Annotated in this window: 19 protein-coding genes; 12 read left to right on the top strand and 7 right to left on the bottom strand. The window is 35.5% G+C overall.

The window, feature by feature from the left end:
* Nucleotides 1–28 precede the first annotated feature (28 nt).
* The gene (locus tag BUB12_RS09575; protein WP_234982639.1) at nt 29–850 is read left to right on the top strand and encodes a (S)-benzoin forming benzil reductase; all 822 of its coding nucleotides are present in this window, start codon (nt 29–31) and stop codon (nt 848–850) included.
* Nucleotides 851–896: 46 nt separating this feature from the next.
* Here the strand turns inward: BUB12_RS09575 and BUB12_RS09580 are convergent, their stop codons facing one another.
* The 4 genes from BUB12_RS09580 to BUB12_RS09595 form a co-directional block, all read right to left on the bottom strand.
* Nucleotides 897–1,001: a YjcZ family sporulation protein gene (locus tag BUB12_RS09580; RefSeq protein WP_072890401.1), complete on the bottom strand. Its 105-nt coding sequence runs from the start codon at nt 999–1,001 to the stop codon at nt 897–899.
* A 51-nt stretch (nt 1,002–1,052) separates the two neighbouring features.
* Nucleotides 1,053–1,187 (bottom strand): YjcZ family sporulation protein, encoded by a 135-nt coding sequence (locus tag BUB12_RS09585; protein WP_072890402.1) that lies wholly within the window; start codon nt 1,185–1,187, stop codon nt 1,053–1,055.
* Between the two features lie 174 nt (nt 1,188–1,361).
* The gene (locus tag BUB12_RS09590) at nt 1,362–2,996 is read right to left on the bottom strand and encodes a putative ABC transporter permease subunit (protein WP_072890404.1); all 1,635 of its coding nucleotides are present in this window, start codon (nt 2,994–2,996) and stop codon (nt 1,362–1,364) included.
* Nucleotides 2,989–3,714, bottom strand: a complete 726-nt coding sequence (locus tag BUB12_RS09595) for an ABC transporter ATP-binding protein (protein WP_072890405.1) — start codon at nt 3,712–3,714, stop codon at nt 2,989–2,991. The genes BUB12_RS09590 and BUB12_RS09595 overlap by 8 nt, the downstream gene beginning before the upstream one ends.
* 190 nt (nt 3,715–3,904) lie before the next feature.
* On the opposite strand from BUB12_RS09595, the gene map reads away from it, so the two are divergent.
* The 4 genes from map (at nt 3,905) to BUB12_RS09615 (ending at nt 6,482) form a co-directional block, all read left to right on the top strand.
* Complete coding sequence (gene map, locus BUB12_RS09600; protein WP_072890407.1) at nt 3,905–4,657, top strand: type I methionyl aminopeptidase; 753 nt, start codon at nt 3,905–3,907, stop codon at nt 4,655–4,657.
* A 251-nt stretch (nt 4,658–4,908) separates the two neighbouring features.
* Nucleotides 4,909–5,595 carry an AzlC family ABC transporter permease gene (locus BUB12_RS09605; RefSeq protein ID WP_072890429.1) on the top strand — a complete coding sequence of 229 codons (687 nt, stop codon included), beginning with the start codon at nt 4,909–4,911 and terminating at the stop codon, nt 5,593–5,595.
* Complete coding sequence (locus BUB12_RS09610) at nt 5,592–5,891, top strand: AzlD domain-containing protein (protein ID WP_072890408.1); 300 nt, start codon at nt 5,592–5,594, stop codon at nt 5,889–5,891. The genes BUB12_RS09605 and BUB12_RS09610 overlap by 4 nt, the downstream gene beginning before the upstream one ends.
* 57 nt (nt 5,892–5,948) lie before the next feature.
* Entirely contained in the window at nt 5,949–6,482 is a 534-nt protein-coding gene (locus BUB12_RS09615) for a GNAT family N-acetyltransferase (RefSeq protein ID WP_072890410.1), read from the top strand.
* 34 nt (nt 6,483–6,516) lie between these two features.
* Here BUB12_RS09615 and BUB12_RS09620 read toward each other — a convergent pair whose 3' ends face one another.
* Nucleotides 6,517–7,233 carry an anti-sigma factor gene (locus BUB12_RS09620; RefSeq protein WP_072890411.1) on the bottom strand — a complete coding sequence of 239 codons (717 nt, stop codon included), beginning with the start codon at nt 7,231–7,233 and terminating at the stop codon, nt 6,517–6,519.
* A gap of 5 nt (nt 7,234–7,238) precedes the next feature.
* On the bottom strand, nt 7,239–7,808 hold the full coding sequence (locus BUB12_RS09625) for an RNA polymerase sigma factor (RefSeq protein WP_072890413.1): 570 nt from the start codon (nt 7,806–7,808) through the stop codon (nt 7,239–7,241).
* Between the two features lie 120 nt (nt 7,809–7,928).
* Here BUB12_RS09625 and BUB12_RS09630 point away from each other — a divergent pair, with 120 nt between their 5' ends.
* From BUB12_RS09630 to BUB12_RS09640, 3 genes are read left to right on the top strand one after another with little or no spacing between them, the layout of a single operon-like run.
* Nucleotides 7,929–9,080: a COG1470 family protein gene (locus BUB12_RS09630; RefSeq protein ID WP_072890415.1), complete on the top strand. Its 1,152-nt coding sequence runs from the start codon at nt 7,929–7,931 to the stop codon at nt 9,078–9,080.
* A 3-nt stretch (nt 9,081–9,083) separates the two neighbouring features.
* Entirely contained in the window at nt 9,084–10,040 is a 957-nt protein-coding gene (locus BUB12_RS09635; RefSeq protein ID WP_072890417.1) for an ABC transporter ATP-binding protein, read from the top strand.
* A 13-nt stretch (nt 10,041–10,053) separates the two neighbouring features.
* Nucleotides 10,054–11,049: an ABC transporter permease gene (locus BUB12_RS09640; protein ID WP_072890431.1), complete on the top strand. Its 996-nt coding sequence runs from the start codon at nt 10,054–10,056 to the stop codon at nt 11,047–11,049.
* A gap of 765 nt (nt 11,050–11,814) precedes the next feature.
* Here BUB12_RS09640 and BUB12_RS09645 read toward each other — a convergent pair.
* Nucleotides 11,815–12,681 (bottom strand): cation diffusion facilitator family transporter, encoded by an 867-nt coding sequence (locus tag BUB12_RS09645; RefSeq protein WP_072890419.1) that lies wholly within the window; start codon nt 12,679–12,681, stop codon nt 11,815–11,817.
* Nucleotides 12,682–12,898: 217 nt separating this feature from the next.
* Here BUB12_RS09645 and BUB12_RS09650 point away from each other — a divergent pair, with 217 nt between their 5' ends.
* The 4 genes from BUB12_RS09650 (at nt 12,899) to BUB12_RS17850 (ending at nt 16,296) form a co-directional block, all read left to right on the top strand.
* Entirely contained in the window at nt 12,899–13,132 is a 234-nt protein-coding gene (locus BUB12_RS09650) for an IDEAL domain-containing protein (protein ID WP_072890421.1), read from the top strand.
* Nucleotides 13,133–13,230: 98 nt separating this feature from the next.
* Nucleotides 13,231–14,691: a methyl-accepting chemotaxis protein gene (locus BUB12_RS09655; RefSeq protein ID WP_072890422.1), complete on the top strand. Its 1,461-nt coding sequence runs from the start codon at nt 13,231–13,233 to the stop codon at nt 14,689–14,691.
* Between the two features lie 151 nt (nt 14,692–14,842).
* Entirely contained in the window at nt 14,843–16,123 is a 1,281-nt protein-coding gene (locus BUB12_RS09660) for an MFS transporter (RefSeq protein ID WP_072890424.1), read from the top strand.
* A gap of 20 nt (nt 16,124–16,143) precedes the next feature.
* A complete protein-coding gene (locus BUB12_RS17850) occupies nt 16,144–16,296 on the top strand; it encodes a hypothetical protein (RefSeq protein ID WP_200801047.1) in 153 nt (50 codons plus the stop codon).
* Nucleotides 16,297–16,446: the final 150 nt, after the last annotated feature.

Consider the following 16,446-nt stretch of genomic DNA (forward strand, 5'->3'; position numbering starts at 1 on the left):
ATCTCCTCGAAATAGGGGAGATTTTTGTATGTATGTTCCGTTAATAATTAATAATAATTGTATTGAATTATTGTATAGAGGGGTTGCAGGGATGAAAATTGCTATCGTTACAGGTGTGTCTAAAGGCCTTGGAAAATCAATTGCTGAGCTATTTATGGAGTCAGGGATTGATGTTATTGGAATATCTCGCTCCGAAACTAAGTATTTAGAAGAACATGCTCAAAAACATCAAGTTACATACTATCATCATAAGTGTGATCTAGCAGATTTACTGAGTATAGAAGAGGTGTTAGCTCAAGTTGTAGAGCAGATAAAAGAACCGGAGATAAGTACCATATATTTGGTTAATAACGCAGCGACATTGGATCCGATTGAACAAGCAAATAATATTAAAAGTCAAGAATTAGCAAAGCATGTACAAATAAATACAGTCGCACCAATGGTCATTCTGAATCGACTACTGCACGAAATATCTGAAACAGATGCAAACTTATTTGCTGTAAATATAACCTCAGGAGCGGGGGAACGTCCTATTTATGGATGGAGTGCTTATTGTAGTACGAAAGCAAGTATTAATATGTACACGAAGACTGTTGCCTTAGAACAAGGTAAGCAGACTACAGGGAACAAAGTGATTGCATTTAATCCTGGCGTTATGGACACTAATATGCAGGAAAAGATTCGCGCAAGTTCACCAGATGCATTCATTGATGTAGAGAAATTTAAGGCATACAAAGAAAATAATGAATTAAAAACTTCCCATGAAGTAGCTCAAGTGGTAGTAGATATAATGACAGACGATATAAATATGGAAAATGGAAAAATATATTCTATTAAAGATTATGTATGAGTATAAAGCAGCAGACAATATTAGCGTGACTGCTGCTTTTCTCTTATTAATAAACTCTGCCGTATCCTCCTGCACCTACGATGATAAGCAGAATAAATAAAACGACAATTAGCGCAAAACCACCGTTAAAGCCGCCACCTGAATAGCCCATTTATGTCACCTCCAGTTCAAGTATTGAACTAAGATAAAAGTGGTAGTTGGATTACCACCAACCGCCACCATAACCGTAATCGTATCCACCATAGCCACCAGTGTATCCACTAGCTCCTACGATAATTAACAGAATAAGCAACACAACGATGAAGGCAAAGCCGCTTCCATGATTTTCTTTACTCATCAATCCCACCTCCTCTAATGTAATTTATGCATAGACTAAAGTAACGACCGGGCTAATGTGTAGATTTGGGTAAATAATTATTACTAATATTGGCTGTGTACCTTATAATAAAGAACAAAAAAAGCCGAACGATTATGAATAAATCGCTCGGGAAAATGATCGAGTTATGTGAGATTAAATTTTTAGGTGGTCTCCATTAGATAATTTTTTCATTAGTACATAATGTACGACTCCAATAGCTATGAACAGTACGATAAGTAGAACAATAGTTGTCGGCATTATACCCTTAACTGCATCCATTTTCCAAACTATCATTCCTATGATCCCAAATGGCACAAATTCTATTAATAGAGCAATAAAGATGACCATTCTCGATTTAAACACTTCTTGTTCGTCGGTCCAATTTAGTTTAGGATATGTAAAGTCCAAGTAAGTCCCCAACGCACTAGTAAACCAACTTGTTAGTAAAGCTATGACTAACCATATGATGGTATATTCAATCGGTAGCTTTATAGCAAATAATAATATCCCTAGAAATAGTCCAACAGTAAACAGGTTGATAATCCAAGCTGTAGCTATTTTACTATAAAAGACTTGTTTCATGTTAATTGGTAAAAATAGATTGGCAGACCAACTAGCTCCATCTCTAGAAATACTTGATATTGCTGTAGCATTCGCGACAAATACAAATAAAGTTACTAAGAATAGAACTAACAAAATCTTTTTCGGGTCAAATGAATCCATGACAAAACCTAATGAATTTGTATCCAACATCATAATGATGAATAGAAAAATTGGTGCAAATAGACTTTGAATAACACATTGCATAAAAAATGTAGGAGTTCTAAAAATAATTCGTAATTCTTTTAATATAAGTGTAGTAAAAACATTTCTATTTTTGACCCTGGTTAGTATTTTACTAGTAGTAATATTTTTCTTGTTTCCTGAGTTTACCCCTAATACTCCTTTAAGGTAAAACCGTTGTCCTGCCAAAATAAATAAAAGAAAGATTAGGGCAGTCAATAGAAGGACACCTACAAACGATAAAATACTTACCAATGAAAAGTCTCCTAAAGCCTTTGCACTTATATAAGCAGGTGGGTAAAAAGCTGTTATCATGGAAAGTAATCCATCCTGTTTCTGGATAAATGAAGCAAACTTCTCCATAACATCTTCGGTATTCGTATTGAGTCTAATAGCAACATTAAATAAAATAATAATCAATAACGTCAGTATTCCAGCAATCACTTTTGACCGGTCTTTATTTTTAGCGATATTAACAAATCGCATAATAAACATTAGAATAATTGCAGCAATCGTAAATGGAATAACTGGTAATAATACTGCTAATATAATTCCGAATAGGTAATAGAAAATGGATCCTCCACTAACACTTCCGTAGAAGAAAAAGACCGGTAAATAAATAGCAATGACCGTGAAATATAAATAGATAAATGGTGTTGTTGCTTTTCCTAATAAGAGCTGATATGGCTGTAGTGGATATGGAATAAATGACTCAATATCCTCAGCGAAATAAAATGCACTAAGTACTGTAATAATACTTACAATAAATAAAAGAAGATGTAATGTTAGAAATAACATCCCAAGTATCGATGAAGCTTGTCCTAATGGTTCTAAAAATTGATAAAGGGCAGAGACAGCATTTCCAACCAAATTAATATATAAAAATAGTACCGGTATTAACATAAGCCCGGCAAGGAGAAGGAGCATTAATTCTGTATTTTTCTTTCCTGCTCTGGAATAATGCATCTTTAACATGGTTTTCATGACTAGCCAGGTTTTATTCATTGTTGGTCAACTCCAAGAAGACTTGCTCTAATGATTGATTCGATTCGTATTGTTTTCGCATATCATCTAAAGAACCGTAGAACAGAAGTTTTCCATTATTTATTATTGCTACTTCATCACAAAGTTGTTCAACAACTTCTAAGCCATGACTAGAGAAAAACACAGTTTTCCCCTTATTTGCATGTTCTCTCATCATTTCTTTTAAGGTGTAGGCAGATTTAGGATCTAGCCCTGTTAACGGTTCGTCTAAGATCCATATTTCTGGCTCATGAATTAGTACACCTGTGACTATAATTTTTTGGCGCATTCCATGAGAATATGTTTGAATATAGTCTCCAAGTGCATGATCAATCGAAAAGAGTTGCGTTAACTTTGTAATTCGTTTTCTTCTAATTTCAGTTGGGATGTTGTAAATGTCTCCAATGAAATTGAGGTAATCGATTCCTTTTAAACGTAAAAACATATCTGGTCGGTCTGGAACATAACCAAATATCTTTTTCGCGTCCATCGCATTTTTTTCGATATCAAAGCCATTCAATGAGATGGTGCCTTGGTCGATCGGTAAAATACCAGTCATCATTTTTATAGTTGTTGACTTTCCAGCACCATTAGGTCCCAAGAATCCTATGATTTTTCCATCGGGTATGGTTAAATTAAGTTGGTCAACTGCTCTTTTTTTACCAGCAAAATCTTTTGTCACATTATTAATCTCTATCAAGATTTTCTCCCCTAACTTGAAATAAGTGGTTGTTACTGAAACAAATTTTAATATATGATAAACTTGATAACGTGAATCTTAAGAGGATATGTATTTTCATGCTTTAGCATAGTGTAATCTAGTTATCATGATAAGTTAAGGTTACCATAATATAGATTTTTCTGTAAATACGATTGAAAGGAAGATTGAATTGATTACAAGAAAGAGTAAGCGCGAAATTGAACAGATGCAAAAAGCGGGTGACTTACTAGTTGCTATTCATAAAGAAATTGCTAAGATGATTAAACCAGGTATCTCTACGTTAGAAATCGATACATTTGTGGACAAATATTTAGAAGAACATGGTGCAACTCCAGAACAAAAAGGGTACAATGGCTATCCGTATGCAACTTGTGCTTCTATCAATGATGAGATTTGTCATGGATTTCCTCGCGAGGACAAATTACAAGATGGAGACATCGTAACGATTGATATGGTAGTAAACCTAAATGGTGGTTTAGCTGATTCTGCTTGGACTTATGCTGTTGGTAATGTAGATGAAAAAGGGAAACGTTTAATGGAAGTGACTAAAACTTCTCTTTATAAAGGAATGGAGCAGGCGAGAGCTGGTAACCGTATTGGTGACATCGGGCATGCCATCCAAACATACGCTGAAGGGGAAGGCTTCTCTGTAGTACGTGATTTTACTGGTCATGGAATTGGCCCAACTATCCATGAGGATCCACATATTCCACATTTCGGCCTACCAAATAAAGGGCTTCGTCTAAAAGAAGGTATGGTTATTACGATCGAGCCTATGATTAATGAAGGTAGCTGGGAAAGCAAAATGGATAGTAATAATTGGACAGCAAGAACAATTGACAAAGGTCGTTCAGCGCAATATGAACATACTTTAGTAATTACAAAAGGCGAACCAATTATTATTACTGATCAGGATAAGTAATAGGATAAAATAAACGTAAATATCTAGCATGTGGTGGTAACCATATGCTAGTTTTTTTAATTGATTATTATTTGTGAAGAGAGCTAAAAGTCCGTACGTCGCAAAGCGGGCACTCTCTAGCTTTTCTTAAGTGTTAATTCTTTTTAATTTTAGAAAAATCAGTTATAATGTTATTTAATTTTTAGTAAAAAGGGGAAATCAGTGTGGATACAGTTGATGTAGAGAAGCAGCAGGCATCACCGTCTTGGTTCATGATAAAAAGAGGCATTACCGTAGGATTTCCTATCATGTTAGGGTACTTACCAATTGCAATTACTTATGGTGTTCTAGCAAAACAAGCTGGGATGACGCTTACGGAGTTGACATTAATGAGTGTCTTCGTGTTCGCTGGTGCATCACAATTTATGGGGGCAAATATGATTGCAGTTGGAGCTGGTGCAGTAGAAATTATTATTGCAACGTTTGTCCTTAATTTTCGGCACTTCGTGATGAGTTTGTCGTTTATGAATCGTTTGAGAGGAATCGGCATGAATTGGAAATTTCCGTTATCAATGGGATTAACAGATGAGACATTTGCCGTATCTGCATTACATACGAAAGAAGCAAAAATGAAGAAAGGCCCACTATTTTATACTGCATTATTCTTAACAGCTTATATTGCTTGGGTAGGTGGCTCTTTATTAGGGGGAATACTAGGGGAAGTAATACCTGAAAAACTAAGCCAAAGTATGGGCATTGCTTTGTATGCCATGTTTATAGGTTTATTAGTTCCTTCTGTAAAAAAAGAAATGCGAGTGGGTATGATCGCCATCATCGCTATGCTTATTAATTTCATATGTGTCCAGTTTATGAGCACTGGGTGGGCAATTGTAATAGGAACAGTATTAGGTGGACTGAGTGGCGTGTTTCTATTGAAAGAGGAGGAGGATCCGGAATGATATTTCTTATTATAATTGGTATGTCTCTAGCTACAATGATTCCTCGAGTAATACCTGCGTTCATTGTGGATAAACTACAATTTCGAGATTGGGTGAATCGTTGGTTGAATGCTATTCCGTACGCTGCTTTGGGTGCCTTAATTTTCCCAGGTATTCTATCAGTAAAAGAAGATCAACCAATGATTGGATTAGCTGGTGGTTTAGTAGCAATCGTTCTTGCATACATTGGTTTAAATATTATATTAGTTGTGATCGGAGCAATTGCAACTGTTTTCCTCCTATCAAGCGTGATATAGTAGAGATAGAAAATTCCAGGAAACGACAGTATCAGTACTGTGTCTAGGAGGGGAACCATGTATTCTATTCGAGAAGCTAACTTTGAAGATGCTGCTTCCATAGCAAATGTTCATGTTAGTAGTTGGAAAAGTACCTATCAAGAGTTACTGGAAGAGAAAGACTTATCGAACATGACGTATGAAAATAGAAAAACCCTTTGGGAAACCATATTAAAAATCCAAAAAGATAATCAACGTACATATGTGATGGAAAGAACTCATGATAATAAAATTGTTGGTTTTATTTCCGGAGGTCCAGAACGCACGAAAAGGTTTGACTTTGATGCTGAAATTTATAATATCTATCTACTAGATGAATTTCAGAAAAAAGGGTTAGGTGCACAATTATTACATAAATTTACATTAGAAATGAAGAATTTGGGGTTCGAATCGATATTAGTTTGGGTGTTAACTCGAAATCCTTCCAGCCGATTTTATGAGCGTTACCAAGCTAAACCGATAGGAACAGAAGATACAACGATTGGAAAGGGAACGTATCAAGAGACGGCATATGGTTGGAAACAACTAGACAAGCTTCTTGAGTTGCTATGAAGAGAGAGTATTCCAATCTGGAATACTCTCTCTTTTAATTATTCAAATCAATATAAAATGTCTCTGGTCCTGTTGGGGTTAGGCTACCACCGAGTGGCTCTACACTTACTTTTACTAGTTTTAATTCTGTAATATCTCCCATTTTATAATAAACACGTGCTTTTCCATTACGTAACTGTAGAATGTCACCATTCCAATTATTGTTAGAGTGTACCAACCATAACTGATAATCTTGTTGTTCTAGAGGGACAAGACCATCTACGAAAAGCATCATTTCATTAGTTACTTCATTTAACCATACGTCACTCTTTACATTTGAGTTGGTCGTGACAGGAAGAATATCTAAGCGGTTCGTATCAGGGTTTTCCAAAAATTCATGCTCAGGAATTGAATCATGTTGAGCAGTAATATATTGTGTGGTTGATTGATTATTTGGTCCATCTTGAACGATTTGATAAAGTCCGATACTCATTAAGATTAGAGTAGCAGCTATTGCAGTTATGAATTTAGGCGTTTTCCATTTTCGATATTTTGAATTCATTGCTTTTTCATCAATGGTTTGAAGGAGCTTTGCTTGAATAGCCGGTCTAGGTGCTTCATTTTGTTTCATGGATAGAGACTGCTCCCAGTAATCATATATTTGTTGACAAGCACTACATTGATTCAGATGTTGATTCATTTTTTCTACTTGTTCATCATTAAGATTTCCCATTATAAAATCAACAATTGTCTCCTCTGAAAAATGCTTCATCCTCTTCACTCCCTATCCATTTTTGCCCATTGTAGTAGTGTTTTTTGTTTACGTAAATTATTTAAACCATATCGAATAGAAGACTTAATCGTTCCTAGTGGTTTATTGAAGTCTTCTGCCAATTCTCGCTGTGTTTTCCCCTCAAAATATACTGCATATATGATATCTCTTTGCTTCTCAGGTAATTGGTCTAATGCATTTAATAAAAGTTTGTTCTCAATTTGGTTTAAAACATGAATTTCTGTTTTAACGGCTTCTTCTGAATCTAGTTTTTCTAATTTCTGAACAAGAATCGGTCTTTTCTTTCTTAATCGATCAATACAACGACTCCTTGTTTTCACAGCAAGCCAAGCTTTAATACTTCCTTTTGATTGTTTATATTGATGTGGCTTCTCATAGATTTCAATAAAAATGTCATGACAAACATCTTCGGCTTCCGTTCTGTCACCTAATACTTGGATAGCAATAGTTAGAATGAAAGAAATATGGTCCTGATAAAATTGATTAAATGCAGCCTGTGATTTTTTACCAATCAACTTTAACAATTCTATATCTCTACTTTGTTTGTCATCCATTTTTCTCCCCCCTTTAAAAATTGAAGTTAGAAAATATTTCTAAAAAAATTATAAAAAAACAAATCCATTTCTTCAATATTTTCGTATCATGTTTGATTATAAAAAAGGAGGATTTGTAACATGGTGAAAAAAGTGATTTCTTTATTACTAGTTTTGTTGATGGGGGGATTAACAGTAGGTACAGTAACATCTCACGCTGATGTTACAGTGTATACTCCTTTAACAGGTTTATCTGTTACACCTGGGGAGGATATAGAATACAGTGTAGATGTAATTAATGATGGGAATGAGATAGAACATATCACTTTTGATGTTGAAGGATTACCTGAGGATTGGGATTACTCAATTACAGCGAGTGGCTCTAGTGTTAGTCAACTTTCCATTCGACCTAATCGCGAAGAAGATATTCTTGTGGCAGTAACGGTACCACTTCAAGTAGAAAAAGGAACCTATGAATTTGATTTGATAGCAAATGGGAATGGTGATAATCGTGATGCGTTACCAATTGTAGTGAATGTAACGGAAGAAGGAACTTTTAAAACGAATTTGACTGTTGAACAGCCAAACATGCAAGGACATGCAGATTCTACATTCAGATACAGCACAACATTAAAAAATCAGACGGCAGAACAGCAGCATTATTCACTTATATCTCAGGAACCACAAGGATGGAATGTTCAATTTAAAGCAGATAGTAAAGGAGTTACTTCTGTTACTTTAGAGCCAAGTGAAGAAAAAACAGTGGAAGTAGTCGTTACCCCTGCAGAAAATGCAACAGCCGACTCGTATACAATACCAATTCAGGCATCAGCTGGGGCAACATCCAGTGAAATAGAATTAGAAGCTGTAATAACTGGTGAATATGGGGTGAATTTAACAACTCCTGATGGAAAGTTAAGTGAGGACATTACAGCTGGTAGAGATCGTAAAATTGAGTTAGTTGTAGAGAATACAGGGACCGTAGATCTTACGGATATTCAATTAAATTCATCTACGCCACCTCGATGGGAGGCAACATTTGATAACGATACGATTCCTACACTAGAAGCAGGACAATCGACAACTGTTACAGCTACTTTAACAGCACCAGATGATGCGATTGCTGGTGATTATGTTACAACATTTCGCGTAGAAACAGCTGAGGCATCATCAGAAGCTAACTTCCGGATGTCTGTGAAAACATCGACCACTTGGGGATTTGTTGGTGTTGCAATTATTTTAATAGTAATCGGTGGACTTTACTATATCTTTAGAAAATATGGGAGGAGATAATCCGTGAGTGAGGCAATTATTAACATAAAAAACCTGACAAAAATTTATGATGACGTGCCTGCCGTCGAACAATTATCTCTTTCTATTAACAAAGGAGAAATCTTTGGATTACTAGGTCCAAATGGAGCCGGTAAATCGACTACTATTTTTATGTTACTCGGTTTAACCGAACCGACAAGTGGTAGCATCAAAGTTTGTGGCATAGATTCAACAAAAAGTCCTTTAGGTGTTAAACAACGAGTAGGGTATTTACCGGATGATTTAGGATTCTATCAAAATATGACAGGTCTTGAAAATTTACTCTATACGGCTCAGTTAAATGGAATATCTAGAGAAGTGGCAGAAAAGAGAGCACACCATTTACTAAATCAAGTTGGATTAGAAGATGCTATTCACAAAAAGACTGGTAAATATTCTAGAGGGATGAAGCAACGATTAGGACTAGCTGATGTTCTAATCAAAGAACCCGAAGTAATTATTTTGGATGAACCAACATTAGGAATTGATCCCAAAGGTGTACGAGAATTACTTCATCTCATTAAAAAACTAAATCAAGAGAAAAACCTTACTGTCTTACTCTCCTCTCATCATTTACATCAAGTGCAACAAGTATGTGATCGAGTAGGAATATTTGTTAAAGGTAAATTGCTTGCAAAAGGAACATTGAACGAACTTGCATTACAGTTATTTGGTAATGATAATTATGTAGTGCATGTAGAAGCAAACCCAATAACAGAACGATTGCTGAATGAAATAAAAGAACTTCCAGAAGTGACGTATGTAAATCAAATAACAGCCACGTCCATTGATGTTTTTTGCAAGAAGGATATTACACCAACGATTGCTAAGAAGTTCATGGATGATGAAATAGAATTATCGAATATTAGCAAGAAAAACTATGGATTGGATGAAATTTACCATCGCTATTTTGAAGGGCGTGAGTCAAATGAAACTGCCTAATCTAAATAAAATAATGGAAAGATTTCAATCTACCGAAAAGAAAGAGAGTAATCCATCCGTTTTTTGGTCGATTGTTCGAAAGGAATTTACTGATTATCTAACAAGTTGGCGAATTATAATTTTATTACTAATCATTGTGTTAACTTGTGTTGGTTCCTTATATACGGTGATAGTTACTATTAAAGAGGCATTAGATGCTACAGAACAAGCGAAAGAAATTGCAAAAGACTCCCATCTTTTCTTAAAGTTATTTACATCATCTGATGGCTCATTGCCACCATTTATTACGTTTGTAACGTTTCTTGGTCCATTATTAGGAATTGCTCTTGGATTTGATGCAATCAATTCTGAACGAAATAAAGGAACATTAACAAGATTAATGGCACAACCAATCCCTAGAGATTATGTTATTAATGCAAAATTTGTTGCTGCCTTACTCATTAACGTTGTTCTTTTCTTTTCATTAGGGTTTTTGGTAATGGCATTTGGCATATTACTTCTAGGATTGCCTATTACTTTTGAAGAGTTTATCCGTATCATCTGTTTCTTATCTTTATGTATTGTATATATAGCATTCTGGTTAAATTTAGGCATTCTGTTTTCTGTCCGTTTCAAGCAAGCAGCGACATCAGCACTTGCAGGAATTGCTGTTTGGATTTTCTTCAGTATCTTTTACAATATGATTATTGATTTTATAAGTAAAAGCTATTTAGAAGCTGTAACGAGTGCAGAAGAAATGGTTAACCGGCAAGGAGTGCTATTAAATTTAATGCGGTTATCGCCGAATTATTTATTCTCAGAATCTACAACAACCTTACTTTCGCCTGAAATTAGGAGTTTAGGGCCTTTAACGATGGAACAAACGGTAGGTGCTTTAGCTGGACCACTACCATTAGGTCAAAGTATATTATTGATTTGGCCTCAATTAACTGGAATGATTGCTGCAACATTAATTTGTTTTGCAATATCGTATATTTTATTTATGCGCCAAGAGATACGTACAAATTAGAAGTGAGTACCCTTTTAATAGAATTTGTTCGGATTTTTTGAAGTTACGAGCAATTCTTAGTCGTGGTGTTAATTCGACCGCTACGGAAAATACACTTCGCTTTCACTTCCAGCACAAGTGCGACATCTGTTCAAGTTTCCTTCGGTCACTTTCACAGTGTCTTCTTTGCCGCGGGCGGCTGGTAGCATAATCATCGCACGAAGGAAATTGGTCTTCATTTCTGAGGAGTCTTCGTGTATTTCTTACGCTAGTAAGTATTCTTAGACAATAAGAATTATGGTTCTACTGCAATATCACTAGTTGAGTGGAGCAGAGGGCAGTCGACTCCTTGAAAATGCAATTACATGTGCATTTTCTGCGTGCGATGCATCGCTACCACAGTTTTCCTTGGGACTGCGATTACTCGCCCCACCGAAAACATTTGTCCTGAGGGAATAGCACGGTCCGAAGACCCCCAAGAGATATACCTGCGTCTACTAGAAATTCTAAGAAGTCAATTCCTCGGTACAAGGCAACAAAGAAGTTTATTCAAGTAGTCGCCTGGCTGAGTCCATGCCCGCAGAAAGCGACTGTCCGCAGTGTAAATCAACAAAGCAGTTACATCAGATTGAATAATTCATTGAAAATTAGACTTCCCTAAAGACTAACATTCTAACTACCTTCATGGTAATTGTTCGAATTATAGAGGTTAAGTAATGTCACAGCCCTTTATGTTTAATCGGACTTTTTCAGCAGCTTCATCTTTATGGCTGTTTTTCTAATTTACTATTTGGCCGGTTCAATATGAATATGAGTATAGGTTATATCGTGCTCATCGGCTAACATTCGTTCGATATTGACTGTAATATCATGACTTTCTTGTACGGTTAATTTTGGATCTACCAAGATGATAATATCAATAAAAGGCTGGTTCCCATGGATCCTTCCCTTAATATCTTTCACCTTTATCACTTGTGGCTCTTTTTTTACGGTTTCTCTAACTTCTTCGATTTTCTCAATGTCAAACCCATCCGTTAATGTATGGGATGATTCTCTAAATATATTCCATGCTGTTTTACAAATTAAGAAACCTACTACAAGACCTGCTAATGGATCTAACCATAAGAGGCCGAATTGTGCACCGACAATACCTATAAAAGCACCTATACTTACCAATGCATCTGTTCGATTGTCTTGAGCAGCTGCATAAATAGCACTACTATTTATTTTTCGAGACAACTTGAGATTATATCGATAGACAATCAACATCACTAAAGCAGCACCTAAAGCAGTCCAAGCTGTTAGCATTTCTGGTTGAGTTGCTTCATTGTTCATAATTTGTTTGAACGTACCAATTATGACTTGTATACCGACTGTAATCATAATAAAAGATGCCAGCAACGAAGCAATTGTTTCTGCCCGGTAATGCCCATAATGGTGATTCTTGTCTGGTGGTTTTCTAGATATTTTTAAACCAATTAAAATCGCAATCGATGCGATGACGTCTGTTGAATTATTTAACCCATCTGCTCGCAATGCTTCAGAGGAACCTATGTAAGCTACGATTAATTTAACTACGGATAAAACGAGATAAGCAAAAATGCTTAACCAAGCGCCTTTTTCTCCTTGTTTAAGATTATCAGAGTGATTCATTTACTTGGCCTCCATCAAAAACTTCATCATATATGCGTATAACAGTCTACCAAAGTAGTATTGCCTTAGTCTAGAGAAACATTCAAGCGTATATAAACATCAATTTCCCAATCCAAAGAATGTTTCGCTTAGTAAAAGTTCATTTTTCTAATTTTATCATTGCAATTATTCTTAAAATTTAGGATAATAGAGTAAAGGAGCAAAGGGGCGTTGAGCCATGAAAAAAGAAAAAGTGGTATATCGCTATTTTCCTTATAGTGGTAAGGTCCTTCAAGCAAGAAGAGAAATTCCGTTTGAAATGAGATTAACAGCACAAATGGTATTAGATGAATTGTGTTTTAATTGGAACAAGAAACAGTTGGAAGCGGAACTGAATAGCTCCATTGATAAAGGAAACAAGGAAAAGTTTAAAGAATTAAGTGAAGCATATATGGATTATATATGGGAATGAATGAGACCTTATAGCATGAGTTCTTAACTAGCCTTACCCAAGTATGGTGAGGCTATTTTATTGAAATAAAATAAGTGTAATAAATGTAGGAGGTTACTATGGACCAAAACGAAGCAATTAGACATCGACAAAATAAAATACTATTCTTCATACTACTTTTTTCATTGTTCTTAGGTCTTGGTGCTGAGATTGTTGTAGGTGCTCCCTTAATAAATAAACTTACACTTGGTGGCGGTGGAGCATTAGCCGTATTAATCATTGGGCTTTTTTATTATAAAAAAATATATAGTAAGGTCATCCCTTATATAGCGATTAGTAGTTTAGCTGGAATTGCATTCGTAATAATTGTTAGTTCAGATTATGTTACGAATATGTTATTTGTGTTTTATGTACTTGCTGTCGCAGCGATTGCTATTTCAAGAGCAGTATTAGTAACTGGTGGAGTATTAGGATTAAGTTTGTTAACTTTCTTTGTCATAGAAAAAGGACCACAATTAGGCTTTGATACACGCGCAACGGCGATAACGATTGTATTCTTTATTTTAATATTCCTTGTATTATTTACTCAAGTTAAAGTTGCACGCGATTTATTAACAGATTTACAATTAACTCTTAAAGAAAGTAACCAACAGTCAAAAATACAAAAAGAGCAATCAGAGCTGATTAAGACTGGTGCATTCAATGTCAGAGAGCAGATGAATATCATTGAACAAGATAGTAATTCCAATACACAAGTTATGAATGAGATGCGTGAAGGATTCCAAGAAATAACACAAGCAAGTCAAACGCAATCAGAAGCGGCAGCAACCATCTCCGATTCAACGAATAAGACAACCCAATTATTAGATCAAATGATTGAATCTTTTTCAAAAACGACACAAGATGGAGAAGAATTAATTAGCTTGTCTACAACAGGAAAGCAATCCATGGAAAAACTTTCTGACACGATTAATGGCTTCCAACAATCTTTCCATAAATTAACCGACAATATGGAGAATTTGGTACATAAAATTCATGAGAACAATACGTTTGCAACGAAAATCCAAGAAATTGCTGAACAAACGAATTTGTTAGCTTTAAACGCTAGTATTGAAGCAGCTCGTGCTGGTGAATCCGGCAAAGGTTTCGCAGTTGTAGCAGGTGAAGTACGTAAATTAGCTGAAGTATCCCAGCAAACTGCTAAGCAAATTAGTGAAAACCTATCCATGGTTGAATATGAAGCAAAAATGGCTCAAGAAGAGGTCAATCACAATAAAGTACAAATACAGACGAGTGAAGAACATACAATAGAAGCAAAAGACAACTTTGAAAAAATACTTAATCAAGTAACGCAGTTCATCAATTATTTACAGTATTTAAATAACCAGGCAGGAGAGATTCAGCAATCATCGGAATCCATTGACAACTCAATCGATCATCTAGCTTCAATCATTGAGGAAACAACAGCTACTATAGAGGAATTAGAGGCGATGGTAGACGAACAAGTTAATCGAACTGTCAGTTTAGCAAATGCTATTGAAAAAACAAATCAAACGGCAGCAACATTAGAAAAATCATAAACTATTGTTCAGATTACATCACATCACTGAAATTCATACTGAACTTTTAACAAAACGAGGTTTTCACTTATTAGACCTCGTTTTTTGTTTACAAAATCTTAACGCTACACTTAACAAAATTATGGTATGTTTTGGTAAAGGGGGCTTATTAATGGAGAAGAACAAAAGGAAGACACAGCTTAGTTGGGCATTATACGATTTTGGAAATTCTGCTTTTGCTACAACAATGATGGCTGCAGTATTACCGATATTTTATTCTCAAGTTGCTGCAAACAATCTAAGTGATGGATTAGCAAGTAGTTATTGGGGCTATACCAACTCAATTGCAGTATTAATAGTAGCAATACTAGCACCGATTTTAGGTGCAATCGCTGATTTCTCAGCAGCAAAGAAGAAGTTTTTGCGATTTTTTGCTTTTATGGGAATTATAGGTAGTATTTTATTAGCTTTTGTAGGGGAAGGGGATTACATACTCGTCTCGTTCCTATTCATCATTGCTTCGATAGGGTTTTCAGGAGGGAATGTTTTTTACGATGCATTTCTACCTGAGATAACGGATGAAAAAGATATCGATAAGGTTTCGTCTAAAGGTTTTGCTCTAGGCTATGTTGGTGGAGGAATCTTATTATTAATCAATGTTCTAATGATTTTACAGCCTGGTTGGTTTGGTTTACCAGATGTTGTTATGGCAATGAAGGTTTCCTTTGCAACTGTTGGAATATGGTGGTTAATCTTTTCTATTCCACTCCTTAAAAATATTTTCGATGAGAAAAAGGCACCTGTAAAAAAAGATAAATCTTATATTTTGATTGGATTCTCAAGAATAGGAAATACGTTTAAGGAAATAACTCAGTATAAGCAACTGCTGATCTTTTTACTAGCTTTTTGGCTATACAATGATGGAATCTCGACTATTATAAGGATGGCAACCATATACGGGACTGAAATAGGGATAGACCAAAATTCATTAATTATCGCGCTATTGATTACTCAATTTGTTGGAATCCCATGCACCTTTTTCTTTGGTTGGTTAGCAACAAAACTAACAGCTAAAAAGGCATTAATGATTACTTTAGTTGTATATTTAGGAATTGTATTATTAGGCTACTTTATGTCAAGTGCACTTCATTTTTATTTATTAGCCATTTTAGTAGGGACCGTACAAGGTGGGGCACAATCACTTAGTCGTTCGATTTATGGAAGAATGATTCCAGATGGAAAACAAGGAGAGTTTTTTGGATTCTATGGTATTTCATCCAAATTTGCTGCAGTATTTGGACCATTTCTCTTTGGTTTGATTGGCCAGCTTACTGGTAACCCTCGACTAGGAATTCTATCTTTAGTTGCATTCTTTGTTATCGGCATCGTATTATTAACCTTTGTAAATGTTGAAAAAGGGATGAAGGATGCTAAAAAGATGTCAGAGGCTTAGACGTTATAGGAGGATTCTCGATGAATATAAATAAATTAAGAAGAAACTTATATAGAATTGCTCGTATTTTAGGTGATATCAACGCTGTAAAAAAAGGCAATGTAGGAAAACGTGTTGGTAGAAGAGTAGCCGGTAGAGCGACTGGAAAAGTATTGAGGAAGTTATTTAAATGAGGATTGTTGTAGATATTATGCAATAACAGTGACGCTTGAACTAGCGAAGAAAATACACGTAGACTGCGGGAGCAGAGGCATCGGTGAGACCCACAGGGCGCAAGCGCGAGGCTGCTGAAAAAGTCCGATTAATAAAAAAGTCATACACAT

The organism is Ornithinibacillus halophilus (assembly GCF_900129485.1).
GTDB classification, from domain to species: domain Bacteria; phylum Bacillota; class Bacilli; order Bacillales; family Amphibacillaceae; genus Ornithinibacillus; species Ornithinibacillus halophilus.

Bases quoted from the DNA above. Each gene is read 5' to 3' on its own strand.
- BUB12_RS09575 (WP_234982639.1), top strand. From the start codon at position 29: ATGTATGTTCCGTTAATAATTAATAATAATTGTATTGAATTATTGTAT.
- BUB12_RS09580 (WP_072890401.1), bottom strand. From the start codon at position 1,001: ATGGGCTATTCAGGTGGCGGCTTTAACGGTGGTTTTGCGCTAATTGTC.
- BUB12_RS09585 (WP_072890402.1), bottom strand. From the start codon at position 1,187: ATGAGTAAAGAAAATCATGGAAGCGGCTTTGCCTTCATCGTTGTGTTG.
- BUB12_RS09590 (WP_072890404.1), bottom strand. From the start codon at position 2,996: ATGAATAAAACCTGGCTAGTCATGAAAACCATGTTAAAGATGCATTAT.
- BUB12_RS09605 (WP_072890429.1), top strand. From the start codon at position 4,909: ATGATAAAAAGAGGCATTACCGTAGGATTTCCTATCATGTTAGGGTAC.
- BUB12_RS09610 (WP_072890408.1), top strand. From the start codon at position 5,592: ATGATATTTCTTATTATAATTGGTATGTCTCTAGCTACAATGATTCCT.
- BUB12_RS09615 (WP_072890410.1), top strand. From the start codon at position 5,949: ATGTATTCTATTCGAGAAGCTAACTTTGAAGATGCTGCTTCCATAGCA.
- BUB12_RS09620 (WP_072890411.1), bottom strand. From the start codon at position 7,233: ATGAAGCATTTTTCAGAGGAGACAATTGTTGATTTTATAATGGGAAAT.
- BUB12_RS09625 (WP_072890413.1), bottom strand. From the start codon at position 7,808: ATGGATGACAAACAAAGTAGAGATATAGAATTGTTAAAGTTGATTGGT.
- BUB12_RS09630 (WP_072890415.1), top strand. From the start codon at position 7,929: ATGGTGAAAAAAGTGATTTCTTTATTACTAGTTTTGTTGATGGGGGGA.
- BUB12_RS09640 (WP_072890431.1), top strand. From the start codon at position 10,054: ATGGAAAGATTTCAATCTACCGAAAAGAAAGAGAGTAATCCATCCGTT.
- BUB12_RS09645 (WP_072890419.1), bottom strand. From the start codon at position 12,681: ATGAATCACTCTGATAATCTTAAACAAGGAGAAAAAGGCGCTTGGTTA.
- BUB12_RS09650 (WP_072890421.1), top strand. From the start codon at position 12,899: ATGAAAAAAGAAAAAGTGGTATATCGCTATTTTCCTTATAGTGGTAAG.
- BUB12_RS09655 (WP_072890422.1), top strand. From the start codon at position 13,231: ATGGACCAAAACGAAGCAATTAGACATCGACAAAATAAAATACTATTC.
- BUB12_RS09660 (WP_072890424.1), top strand. From the start codon at position 14,843: ATGGAGAAGAACAAAAGGAAGACACAGCTTAGTTGGGCATTATACGAT.
- BUB12_RS17850 (WP_200801047.1), top strand. From the start codon at position 16,144: ATGAATATAAATAAATTAAGAAGAAACTTATATAGAATTGCTCGTATT.